The following is an 11,076-nucleotide window of genomic DNA, read 5'->3' on the forward strand; positions in this document are numbered from 1 at the left end:
GGGGGGCCTACGTGCGAACCACGACCCGCACGGGGACAGCATGAGTACATCCGACGACGACCTCGATCTCGCGCGCGTTCTGGACGCGCTCAACGACGAGGACTGTCGGGCGTTCCTCCGTGCGCTCGAGGAACCAATGACGGCGAACGAACTCTCGGAGGCGTGCGACGTGCCACTCTCGACCACCTACCGGAAACTCGAACTGCTCACCGATGCGACGCTCGTCGACGAGGAGACGGAGGTCCGCTCCGACGGCCGCCACCGCTCGCGCTATCGGGCGGCATTCGACGCCCTCGAAGTCGGATTCGACGACGATCACGACCTCGGCCTCGACGTGGATCGGCCCGCACGCGGCCCCTCCGAGCGGCTCGCGGACATCTGGGCGGAGGTGCAAAAGGAGACATGACCCCGATGGGACTCGGACTCACGACGCTCGTGACGGTGTTGAAGACGGTGACGCTACTTCTCGGAGGCGCGATCACCTACTTCGCCTACGAAGCATCGCTTCGGACGCACTCGCGTTCAATCCGGCTGCTCGCGCTCGGCTTCGGTGTCGTCACCGTCGGCGCGCTCCTCGCCGGCTTCGTCGACACCCTCTTACACGTCGATCCCCTGCTCGCGCTCGTCGTCGAGAGCGGGTTCACCGTCGTCGGCTTCGCCGTCATCCTCTACTCGCTCTACGCCGAGGAGTGAGGGCGGACCCCGCTCGCGGAATCGACGGGTTCTCACTATGGAAGGACGAAGACGGACCAACGCGGCCGCCACGGACATGACCGACGGAACGCCCACCCACGACGAGAGCGACGGCACGGACGACGAGAGCGACGGCCCGGTCGATCGCGAGCAACTCGCGCACGCGACCCGACTCCTCCTCGACGCGATCGGCGAGGACCCCGACCGCGACGGGCTCGCCGAGACGTGGGAACGCCGCGTCCCCGCCGCCTACGAGGAGCTCACGCAGGGCTACCGCGAGGACGAACGCCCGACGATGCGGACCTTCGACGCCGACGCCGACGACCTCGTCGTGAAGACGGGGATTCCCGTCTACTCGCTCTGCGAACACCACCTCCTCCCCTTCCACGGCGTCGCACACGTCGCCTATCGGCCCGACGGCGAGGTCGTCGGCCTCTCCAAGCTCGCGCGCTACGTCAAGTGGGCATCCCGGAAGCTCACCGTGCAAGAGCGCCTGACACGAACCCTCGCCGAGGGGCTCGACGACGCCATCGGCCCAGCGGCTATCGCCGTCGAACTCTCTGCGACGCACCTTTGCGAGGCGATGCGCGGCGTTGAGGCGCACACGACCACGACATCGCGCGCTACCGTCGGCGAACTCACGACGGACGAACGCGAGCGCTTCAGCGACGCCATCGCCGCCGAGCGCTGATGGAGCGCATCGTCGGCAAAACGCGCGTCTGCGGCGTCTCTATTGATTCCGAGACCCGCTGTGCGCACTACGACACTGCACGCGACGTGATCGCCATCCGTGCGGCGTGCTGTGACGGCTACTTCCCCTGTCACGCCTGCCACGACGCGATCGCGGACCACGCATGGCGCGTGCTCCCGCGCGACGCTTTCGACGAACCCGCCGTCCTCTGTGGGGCCTGTGGCGCGACGCTCACCGTCGACGAGTACGCCGATTGCGACGATACCTGTCCCTCGTGCGGACACGCGTTCAACCCCGGCTGCAAACGCCACTGGGGCCGGTACTTCGCCGAGCGATAACGCCGCGGCTCGACGGATGCGACGATCGTGAAAACGGGGCGGGACGACGGTCCCGTTCCCCCGGCGGCCAGCGCGACCGGACTCGTCGTGTCCGACCGGCGCTCACTTCGCTTACGCCTCAGCGGGAACAACGCAGGCCGCTATGCGCTGCTGGCTCTCGCGGCGCTTACGCTTCCGCGAGATTGCGTGAGACGCTGGCGCGTCTCACTAACACTGTCCTCGGCTTACGCCTCGGCCAGCACGGGGCCGAATCGGAGATTCGCCAGCTCTCGCCTCGTCAGGCCTCGGCGAGAACGTAGGCGAGACGTGAACGTACGTCTCGCTCGCCCTCGCGTCGCTTACGCTTCCGCGAGAACGTCGTCGAACTCGCCGGCGTCGACCTTCGCCTTGAAGCCGCGCGCGTCCTCGCCCTCGATCGTGACGCCGAGAGTGACGCAGGTGCCCGCGACTTCCTTCGCGGCGTTCTTCGTGTCGTACGAGAGCAGGTCGGACTGCTTCTGCTCGGCGATGGACTTCAGCTGCTCGATGGAGAGGTCTGCGACGAAGTTCTCCTGGGGCTCGCCGCTACCGGTCTCGAAGCCGGCCTCGTCCTTGATGAGCTCCGCCGTCGGCGGGACACCGACGTCGATGGAGAAGGAGCCGTCCTCCTCGTACTCGACGGTGACGGGGACCTCCGTGCCGTCGAAGGCCGCGGTCTGGTCGTTGATTTCCTCGACAACCGCCTGCACGTCGACGGGCGTGGGACCGAGCTCCGGGCCGAGGGGCGGGCCGGGGTTGGCCTGCCCGCCGGGAACGAGCACTTCGATGGTATCAGCCATGCGTGAACGCAATCGCGCGGCGGGTTTAAACCGTTCGAAAGTCGGCGATCGCGACGGGTCCGTGTCGCCCACTTACGGGAGACTAACGCCCTGTCGTGCGAGGTAGTCGCTCGCTGCCCGAATCTCGACCGGACTTCCGATGATCCGCACCACGCCGTCGCGTTCGAACAGCGTCACGGTGAAGCGCTCGTCGAGGGGCGGCTCGATCCCGTCAAGCGTGCCCGTCGGCAGGACGATCTGCGTGCTGTCCCGGTACCGCGACGGATCGCCCATACGACCCGTGTCTCCCGAGCGCCGAAATAAACGTGTCGAAGATCGTGAGGGATCGACGCGATGCCGGACGAAAGTGCTTTCCGGCGAGACGGCCCACTTTCGAACGATGGGACTGGAGGCGGAGATCGAGGAACTCGAAGAGGAGATCGCGAACACTCCGTACAACAAGTCCACGGAAGCGCACATCGGCCGGCTGAAGGCGAAGCTCGCGGAGAAAAAGGAGAAGCTCGAAGCCCAGCAGGCCGGCTCCGGGGGCGGCGGTGGCTACTCCGTCAAACAGCAGGGCGACGCGACCGTCGCGCTCGTCGGCTTCCCCTCTGTCGGCAAATCTACGATCGTGAACGCCCTCACGAACGCCGACAGCGAGGTCGGCGCGTACGAGTTCACGACGCTCGACGTCAACCCCGGGATGCTCAAATACCGCGGCGCGGACATCCAGATCCTCGACGTGCCGGGGCTGATCGAGGGGGCCGCGGGCGGGCGCGGGGGCGGGCGCGAAGTGCTCTCCGTCATCCGCTCGACTGATCTCGTCGTCTTCGTCCTCTCAGCCTTCGAGATCGATCAGTACGACCGGCTCTACGACGAACTCTACGACAACAAGATCCGACTCGATACCGAACCGCCCCACATCCGCATCTCGAAGAAGATCAAGGGCGGCATCGACGTGAACACCTCGGGCGAGCTCGAGCTCGATCACGACACCGTCCGACAGGTGCTCCGCGAGCAGGGGTACGTGAACGCGGACGTCACGATCCGCGGCGACCCGGATGTCGACGAACTCGTCGACGGCGTCCTCGACAACCGCGTCTACCTTCCCTCGCTCACCGTTGTCAACAAGGTCGACCTCATCGAGCCGTCGTACGCCGAGACCGTGAAGAACGCACTCCGCGAGCGCGACATCGATCCCGAGGAGGACGCTGTCTTCATCAGCGCGCACGAGGAGAAGGGCCTCGACGCGCTGAAGGAGCGCCTCTGGAACGACCTCGACCTCATTCGTATCTACATGGACAAGCCGGGCCGCGGCGTCGACTACGAGGAGCCGCTCATCCTCCGACGCGGCGAGACGGTCGACGACGCGCTCGACCGCTTGGGTGGCGACATGGACGATCGCTTCCGGTTCGCGCGCGTCAGCGGCCCCTCCGCGAAACACGACGACCAACAAGTCGGTCGCGATCACGAACTCGAAGACGAGGACGTCCTGCGGCTCATCGTGCGGCGATAAGCCTGCGGAACGGTCAAGTGAGGGCCGTCCGTCGGCCAGCGTGTGGTCCCCAAACGCCCCCTCCTCTTACCGACGTGTCTCGTCCTCCTCGTGAGCGCCGGCTGTCTTGGCGGTGGCGGTCCGCCGCCGAGCGATCCTGCCGCGGAACGAGTCGTCTCAGACGCCGTGAACGCGAGCGCCGACGTCACCGAGTATCGCGCGACCGGCGGCGGCACCGCGACGGCGCGCCGCGGCGGCGATGAGCGCTCGGTCTCATTCGAGCGCGAGGCGGCCGTGAACCGCACGACGCGGCGCGGGCGCGTCACGGTCTCGTCGCGCGACGAGGAACGCACCGCCTACCTCGTGGACGACGCCTACTACGTCCCCTGTTACGCGTCGCGCTACGTGAACGTCCCCGACGCGTGGTACGCCGCGAGCGAAGTCGCGAACTGGCGGACGAACGACTCGCTTGGCGTCTTCGTGAATGTCTCCGCCGGCGCGCCCGTGCAGTCCGCGGGTCCCGCGCGGATCGACGGCGTGAACGCGACGGTAATTGACGCGTATCCAACGGCCGCGGCGCTCGCGGACTCGAAGCGCCGCTTCGAGTCGGTGTCCGACAGAGACGTCGGCGCGATAGAGGACGCCCGGATCCGGCTCTGGGTCGCGAACGATACGCGCCGGATCCTCCGCGTTCGAAGCGTCGTAAACTCCTCGACGAACGGCGTCTCGATCACGCAGCGGACGACGCTCGACTACGCGTACGGCGCGAACGTCTCCGTCACAGCGCCGGCCCACCTCGTGGACTCAGAGGACGCCTGTCCGACGATAGAGGACGCGGACTTGAACGAGAGCCACGCGGACCGCACGGCGAACGGGACCGAGATGGGGGCGACGAGCGGGACCACAGTCGAGGCGGCGAACCGAATCAAGACCGAACGCCCATCCGCCGCGGGGGCGTAGGGCCGCGTATGCCCGGTTCGCGTTCGCGCGTCAGCCACCGACTCCTCGCCTTCCTCGTCGTCTTCGCGCTCCCGTGGACGATCATTCGCTGGACCGAGAGCGGCGGGGCCCACTACGGGGCCTTTTTCGCGTACGGGCTCGGCTCCCTGCTCGGCCCGCTCGGCGGGCAGTTCACCACGCTCCCGCACTATCTCGCGATGGCGGTCGTCGATAGCTACTGGCGACAGGCGTGGCCGACCGGGGCGTTCCTCTACGCGTGTGCGATCGGGAGCGCCGCGCTCGCGCTCCTCAACCGTGAGGATCGCCGGGTCACCGCTGGTCTGCTCGTCATGAGCGGCGGCGCGGAGCTACTGTACGGGATCGGCCTCACGGTGTCGCGTCCCGACCTCCTCGTACTCCCCGCCGCGCCGCCGCTCTGTTGGGGCGTCGCCCTCCTCCTGTATCGGGACGGGCTCCGAAGGCTCGTCTACATCCGGCCGACCGAGGCCTGATCCGCCGACGCCGGTACGCTTAACGCCTCCGCGGTCCACGCCTCGACCATGAGCGAGAGTGACTACGTGCTCGATCACGTAATGATGCGCGTCGGCGACCTCGAGGAATCGCTGGAGTGGTACCAGAGCCACCTTGACTACGTCGAATACGGCCGCTGGGAGGCCGATACGTTCACCAACGTTTATCTCGGCCCCGAGGATCGACAGGATGAGGACGCCGTCCTCGAGTTGACGTACAACCACGACACGAGCGAGTACGACATGGGCGACGCGTGGGGCCACATCGCCGTGCGCGTCGAGGACGTCTTCGAGGCCTACGAGGCGCTGATGGACGCGGGCGTCGAGGACTATCGTGATCCCGAGTCCTGCGGTGGCTCCTACGCGTTCGTGACGGACCCGGACGGCCACGAAGTCGAGATCGTCGAGCGCGACCACGGCCAGCAGTGGAGCCTCGATCACACGATGATCCGCGTCGAGGACGCCGACGAGGCGCTGGGCTTCTGGACGCGGAAGTTCGAGTACGAGGCGGACGGCCGCTGGGAGTCCGATACGTTCGCGAACTACTTCATGAAGCCCGCAGGGGCGAGCGAGCGCGCGATGACCGTCGAGCTGACGTATAACTACGACGGGCGCAGCTACGAGGACGCCGACGGCTGGGGGCACCTCGCCGTGCGCGCCGACGACCTCGAGGAGGCATGGGACGAGCTGATGGAGCGCGAAGCCGCCGACTACCGCGATCCCGAGTCCTGCGATTGGAACTACGCGTTCACCACGGACCAGGACGGCCACGAGATCGAGGTCGTCACGCCGGATACCGACGTGATGGACGACTAGCGCGTAGCGTCCGGTAGTCGCGGCTCCCGGCGTCGCTAGCTCCCTTCGTCAACGGACGCGGGGCCGACGTGCTCGGCGACCCAGTGACGCTGGCGTTCGAGCCAGCGGCTCCCCGCGTCGGTGACGACGTAGGCGTTCGTCCGGCCGTCGGCGCGGCGTTTCTCGACGAAGCCGCGCTCGCAGAGTGCGTCCAGGTGGTGGTACAGCTGTTCACTCCGGATCTCGGCGTCGTGGTACGCCTCCAGTTCCCGTTTGATGTCCTGCCCACAGGGGTCGCCGTAGTCGACGACCAACACGAGCATCTCACGTTGCAGGGCGTGGAGTGTCCGCATCGGGTGACAGTTTCGCGGACGTCGTTATCAACCTATTGTGATATGGGGCCGTCGTGTTTAGTTAAGCGAGTTCCACCAGACGGCGAAGGCTTGCAACCACGTTTCTGTGGTTGCTGGGTCGACGTGGCTGAAACTATTTCTAAACGAGGAAGTACATCGTTTTATTCCTTAGAAGATACGTTCGACGGCGTTCCGATTTCCCTGGCGAACAGGCTGAAATCGGAGTCCCGCTCGTTGGAGTGCGGCCGCTAGATGTTGGGCATGATCGACGAGAAACACGGCGTTAACGAGATGCTCTGCGTTTCGTTTGCACACCAGAAATCTCTAATTTCTGAGGACGTCTTTGACGTCGCGTTTCTCACGAAGCTTCCGTAGAAACTGCTGCGTTAATGCCGTTGTAGTCGCCGTAAACAGCCTGGAGTGACGGAATTTGTTTGTCTTCGGATCAGCGATAGCGTTGACGAGACGCTTCGCGTCTTATTCACTAACCAGAAAACTCTGGGTTTCTGGTAACGGCATACAACTAGAACTGTTGACCGTTGATCCGGATCACCGTCTCGTCGAGCGCGACGTGATCCGGACTTGCGTCGCTGGCGGGCTGTAGATCGGCCTTCTGCACCCAGTCGTGAACAGCCTTCCGCGAGCGTTCGACACCAAACTTCTCAAGTTCTGAGACGGTATTCGAAAGTGAGAGACCGGACAGGTGAAGTCGAATACCGAGCTGCATCAGCTCGCCCGGTGTCCGCTCTCGCTCCACAAAATCCAAGCCGATCCAGTCGCTACGACCGCTGAGGCAGGCGATTTTCGCCATAAACCAGCTGAAAATCAGACCCGCCTCACTTTTCAGCCTTAACTAAACACCGCCAGTGAATCGCCTCGGGGTCAAGCCCCGAGGCTTCCCGTTTCGACGACGCGCTTTGCAGACACACGCTGAAAGTCAGGTGTGTCCGTAGGGAGCACAGTCTCCACGGGCGTGTCTTCGGGCCATCCCAGCCCTAGTTCAGAAAAGCCGCGTTGAAGGACGTTTATCGCCGCGTTCGCGTCCCTGTCCGTCTCGAATCCGCACGAGGGACAGGAGTGTTCCCTGACCCAGATGGGCTTCGGTGTCTCCACACCACACGACGCACATTCTTTCGTCGTGCCTCGGGCTTTGACTTGCATGACGTGCGTGCCGTACAGTTTGGCTTTGTATTCGAGGAGGGTGATGAATTGTCGCCACGCCGCATCCTGCTTGTTGCGAGCATTATGCGACTGTTCGAGCATCCCCTTCACGTTCAAGTCCTCGACAAATACGGCGTCGTACGCGCGGACGAGCCACGTCGTGAGTTTGTGCTGGTAGTCCAGCCCCTTCCGACGGATGTGTCGCTTGACTTTGGCGACCTGCTTACGTTGTTTCTCGTAGTTGTTCGACCCCTCCTCCTTCCGTGAGAGTTTGCGTTGCTCACGGCGGAGTCGTTCGTACTCGTCGTCGAGGTCGAGCCAGTCCACGGTCTTCCCGTCAGAGGTGTGGATGTAGTTCAAGATGCCAAGGTCAATCCCAATACTGTTGCTCGCGTCCAGCGAGTCCACGTCGGGTTTCTCGGGCAGGTCTGCGTCGTCGGTTTCGAGGCCGAAGGAGACGAACCAGTCGCCGGTCGTCTCCTTCTTGATGGTGACTTCCTTGATGTCCGCTTCATCCGGAATTTCGCGGTGGTAGCGGATTTTGATGTCGCCGATTTTGGAGAGCCAGAGTGTCGCGCATCGGCCACTCGTGTTTTTGAGTTCGAAGCCAGACTGCGAAAACGTCATACTCCGGTACTCCTTCGGGGACTTCCACTTGAGTTTCCCAACCTTCCGACCGCTCTGTTTCTTTTCAGAGAGTCCGTTAAGGTTCTGATAGAACCGTGTGACGGTTCGTTGTAGAGCCTTCGAGTTAACCTCCGAGAAGATGGAGAAGTCGTCTTTCCAGTTGGGAAGTCGGGAGTGGTGTTTGTATGCGGAACCGATGTTGTCGGCGTCCACGTTTTCGTACTCGTACCGGGTGTAGTTGTACGCTTGGCGATGAACGTCGATGTGGTATTCCAGTTCAGCCGCTACCTCTTGTGTCGGGTATGCGGAGTAGCGGTGACTGTACTCCATCGCTGCCTGTTGATTAGAGACGTGTTTACTTAATGGTTTGTAACCTTGCCTATCGGATTCAACCCCGGGGTCAAGCCCCGAGGCATTCTCCTAGACCGCCAGTAAAACGGGCAAAAAGAGCAAGTCTACTACGGCCAAAGTAGGAAAAGAGATCTCCTTCGAGACTTCGATTCATACGGCTAATCCCGTTCGGCTTTCAAGATTAATTCGCCCTTCTCCGTTAAGCTGTAGACCTTCCTTCGACCGTCTTTTTCGCCCTCAATGTAACCCGCATCTTCTAATTCCGATAGATGCTGGTAAATTGTGCTGCCCTGTACATTCAATTCTTTAGCGAGAACATAGCCGTGCCTTGGCTCCTCCTCCAAGAGAGATAGAATACGGCGTTTTGAATCCGTTAATGTTAGCCCCATTACCGTGTACTTGGTGTAGGTCGTGGAAAAGTAATACAAACCCAAATACCTATGCATAGGTATTCAGCTAGGTAGCAGCAGGATGGTGGAGAATTCAAGTAGCCAGCCGTCGCAAGCCTCTGGTAATCAAATGTATTTAGTCGATCTGCGGGAACGAATTCAGGATGCCGACTCTCTTGAAGACGCCCTACAATCTACAGACGGCGTTTGGGAGACCATCTACGACAGGATGGACTCCACAGAAACCCTCTGGGTTCTAGCACCTAACGACTACCGTGACGGTCGTATGTGGCCGTGTGCGTTGGCGTTCGGAGACCACATTCGAGACGAAGCAGCCTTCGCCTTGAAGAACACCATCAGCGTTCATTCGTGGGCGGACACGACCGATAAACCCGACCTACAACCCGCTTATTGTGATATTCTCTTTCTTGTGCGCGACAAGCGTGACTACCAGTTCCACAAAGACCGCATCCGAGTCTCCCATGTCTACGAAGGAAACGAATGGGGTGGCGAGCGAGAAACTGGTAGTAGCTCCTATCACGACACGGAGGTCAAACGATATAACTCCGAAGGCAAAGACCCCGGCAATGTCTGGCTCCACGAAGATCGCACCCAAACAAGCAACCAATCCGTAGACGAAACCAGCACTCTCTCCCTCTCTGAAGCTATCCAACGATGTGTGCTGGTGGGTTCAGGAGACAAAGAAACTGTCTACACACTGTGGGCTGACGACTTCGAGGACGCTATCACCACCGAGAACCGAACGATAAACAATATCGAAGTGGAGGTTCTATAATGCCCGAGTTAGATGATTTCCGAAACTTCGATGTTCACTGGAGTTCCAGCGAGGAAATGAAAGAAGTTAGGGAGGAATCAGTGCAGTCCGTTATCACATCCCCGCCCTATTGGGACTTGAAGGACTACGGCCACGAAGACCAAATCGGAACTTCGGACGAATCCTACGAACTCTACCACGACCGTATGGCTGAAGTCTGGCGCGAGTGCTACGATGTTCTCAGCGACGACGGCACGATGTGGGTTGTCGTTGACACCGTTATGGAGAGAGGCGACCTCCAACTTCTCCCCTACCACATCGCAGAAAGAGCCGAAGACATCGGGTTTGTCCTGCAGGATATGGTTGTTTGGCACAAACCCACTGCAATCGCAGGGATGACCGACAGGAATGTGGTCAACAAGAAGGAATATGTCGTCTATCTCTCGAAGAATAAAGATCACAAGTTCAACGAAGGAGAAGCAGGAAACAGTCTCGAAGATCCCGCAGTCTCCGAAGATAAGCGGCTAGGCAATCTTTGGAGGAACCCAGTCAAGCGAGGATCTATCGGTAACAATGTGCTCCACAAAGCCCCCTACCCAACTTCACTAATCGAACGTATTGTGCGTCTATCTTCTAACGAAGGTGACACGATTCTCGACCCATTCCTTGGCTCGGGCACGACCGCGAAGTCCGCCCTCCGCTTGAAGAGAAAGTGTATTGGATACGAACTCAACGAAGACTTTGACGACATCATAGCCGACCGCCTCTCCGACTTGAAGCAACAGTCCCTCACCGACTTCTAACCCCTTTCTCCCGCTACTTTACTGACACTCTAATACATAGGTGAACACCTTTGCAAAGGAGTTTGCGGGTTTATTCTATATCCGGGGACGGCGAAGGCCTACTTATGTGTCTAATAACGCCGATCCTTGGACGGATATTCTTGATTACACTGACTTAGGAACAGAACGCCGTGAGGTCATCAAAGAAGAAATCAAAGATATCATTCGGCTTCATTGAATCCGCAGAGGGCGACGGGATTCACTGTTTCACGGCTTGTTCGACGTTGTAGACTGCGGCGGCGAGCACAATTTCACGAAACTGGCGATACCACGCTCGCGCTCGGACGGCGGAGCCGTACG

15 protein-coding genes and 2 pseudogenes are annotated in these 11,076 nt (G+C 61.3%); 10 read left to right on the forward strand and 7 right to left on the reverse strand.

What is annotated here, in order from left to right; all coding sequences use genetic code 11:
• Positions 1–40 precede the first annotated feature (40 nt).
• The 4 genes from ABDZ36_RS00320 (at position 41) to ABDZ36_RS00335 (ending at position 1,722) form a co-directional block, all read left to right on the forward strand.
• On the forward strand, positions 41–406 hold the full coding sequence (locus tag ABDZ36_RS00320; protein ID WP_211313327.1) for a helix-turn-helix domain-containing protein: 366 nt from the start codon (positions 41–43) through the stop codon (positions 404–406).
• A 5-nt stretch (positions 407–411) separates the two neighbouring features.
• On the forward strand, positions 412–693 hold the full coding sequence (locus ABDZ36_RS00325; RefSeq protein ID WP_211313328.1) for a DUF7521 family protein: 282 nt from the start codon (positions 412–414) through the stop codon (positions 691–693).
• Positions 694–769: 76 nt separating this feature from the next.
• On the forward strand, positions 770–1,384 hold the full coding sequence (gene folE / locus ABDZ36_RS00330; protein WP_211313342.1) for a GTP cyclohydrolase I: 615 nt from the start codon (positions 770–772) through the stop codon (positions 1,382–1,384).
• The gene (locus ABDZ36_RS00335; RefSeq protein ID WP_211313329.1) at positions 1,384–1,722 is read left to right on the forward strand and encodes a CHY zinc finger protein; all 339 of its coding nucleotides are present in this window, start codon (positions 1,384–1,386) and stop codon (positions 1,720–1,722) included. The genes folE and ABDZ36_RS00335 overlap by 1 nt, the downstream gene beginning before the upstream one ends.
• Before the next feature lie 338 nt (positions 1,723–2,060).
• Here ABDZ36_RS00335 and ABDZ36_RS00340 read toward each other — a convergent pair whose 3' ends face one another.
• A complete protein-coding gene (locus tag ABDZ36_RS00340; RefSeq protein ID WP_211313330.1) occupies positions 2,061–2,540 on the reverse strand; it encodes a 50S ribosomal protein L11 in 480 nt (159 codons plus the stop codon).
• 72 nt (positions 2,541–2,612) lie between these two features.
• The gene (locus tag ABDZ36_RS00345; RefSeq protein WP_211313331.1) at positions 2,613–2,813 is read right to left on the reverse strand and encodes a VNG_1110C family protein; all 201 of its coding nucleotides are present in this window, start codon (positions 2,811–2,813) and stop codon (positions 2,613–2,615) included.
• Positions 2,814–2,919: 106 nt separating this feature from the next.
• On the opposite strand from ABDZ36_RS00345, the gene ABDZ36_RS00350 reads away from it, so the two are divergent.
• From ABDZ36_RS00350 to ABDZ36_RS00365, 4 genes are read left to right on the forward strand one after another with little or no spacing between them, the layout of a single operon-like run.
• Positions 2,920–4,035, forward strand: coding sequence for an OBG GTPase family GTP-binding protein (locus ABDZ36_RS00350; protein ID WP_211313332.1), 1,116 nt, complete (start codon positions 2,920–2,922; stop codon positions 4,033–4,035).
• 42 nt (positions 4,036–4,077) lie between these two features.
• Positions 4,078–4,974: a hypothetical protein gene (locus ABDZ36_RS00355; RefSeq protein WP_211313333.1), complete on the forward strand. Its 897-nt coding sequence runs from the start codon at positions 4,078–4,080 to the stop codon at positions 4,972–4,974.
• 8 nt (positions 4,975–4,982) lie between these two features.
• Positions 4,983–5,465, forward strand: coding sequence for a DUF8050 family protein (locus ABDZ36_RS00360; RefSeq protein WP_211313334.1), 483 nt, complete (start codon positions 4,983–4,985; stop codon positions 5,463–5,465).
• Between the two features lie 48 nt (positions 5,466–5,513).
• Positions 5,514–6,299, forward strand: coding sequence for a VOC family protein (locus ABDZ36_RS00365; RefSeq protein WP_211313335.1), 786 nt, complete (start codon positions 5,514–5,516; stop codon positions 6,297–6,299).
• A 35-nt stretch (positions 6,300–6,334) separates the two neighbouring features.
• Here the strand turns inward: ABDZ36_RS00365 and ABDZ36_RS00370 are convergent, their stop codons facing one another.
• From ABDZ36_RS00370 to ABDZ36_RS00385, 4 genes and pseudogenes are all read right to left on the reverse strand, one after another.
• Entirely contained in the window at positions 6,335–6,631 is a 297-nt protein-coding gene (locus tag ABDZ36_RS00370) for a helix-turn-helix transcriptional regulator (RefSeq protein ID WP_211313336.1), read from the reverse strand.
• A 57-nt stretch (positions 6,632–6,688) separates the two neighbouring features.
• Positions 6,689–7,442, reverse strand: a pseudogene (locus ABDZ36_RS00375) (transposase domain-containing protein).
• 71 nt (positions 7,443–7,513) lie between these two features.
• Positions 7,514–8,749, reverse strand: a complete 1,236-nt coding sequence (locus ABDZ36_RS00380) for an RNA-guided endonuclease InsQ/TnpB family protein (protein ID WP_211313337.1) — start codon at positions 8,747–8,749, stop codon at positions 7,514–7,516.
• 179 nt (positions 8,750–8,928) lie between these two features.
• Positions 8,929–9,159 carry a winged helix-turn-helix domain-containing protein gene (locus ABDZ36_RS00385; RefSeq protein ID WP_211313338.1) on the reverse strand — a complete coding sequence of 77 codons (231 nt, stop codon included), beginning with the start codon at positions 9,157–9,159 and terminating at the stop codon, positions 8,929–8,931.
• A gap of 82 nt (positions 9,160–9,241) precedes the next feature.
• Here ABDZ36_RS00385 and ABDZ36_RS00390 point away from each other — a divergent pair, with 82 nt between their 5' ends.
• Positions 9,242–9,955, forward strand: coding sequence for a hypothetical protein (locus ABDZ36_RS00390; protein WP_211313339.1), 714 nt, complete (start codon positions 9,242–9,244; stop codon positions 9,953–9,955).
• Complete coding sequence (locus ABDZ36_RS00395) at positions 9,955–10,737, forward strand: DNA-methyltransferase (RefSeq protein WP_211313340.1); 783 nt, start codon at positions 9,955–9,957, stop codon at positions 10,735–10,737. Before ABDZ36_RS00390 ends, ABDZ36_RS00395 begins: the two co-directional genes overlap by 1 nt.
• Positions 10,738–10,975: 238 nt before the next feature.
• On the opposite strand, the pseudogene ABDZ36_RS00400 reads toward ABDZ36_RS00395, so the two are convergent.
• A pseudogene (locus ABDZ36_RS00400) lies at positions 10,976–11,076 on the reverse strand (IS5/IS1182 family transposase); the annotation flags it as partial.

The sequence above is a fragment of the Halarchaeum salinum genome (assembly GCF_039520965.1).
Classification (GTDB): Archaea; Halobacteriota; Halobacteria; order Halobacteriales; family Halobacteriaceae; genus Halarchaeum; species Halarchaeum salinum.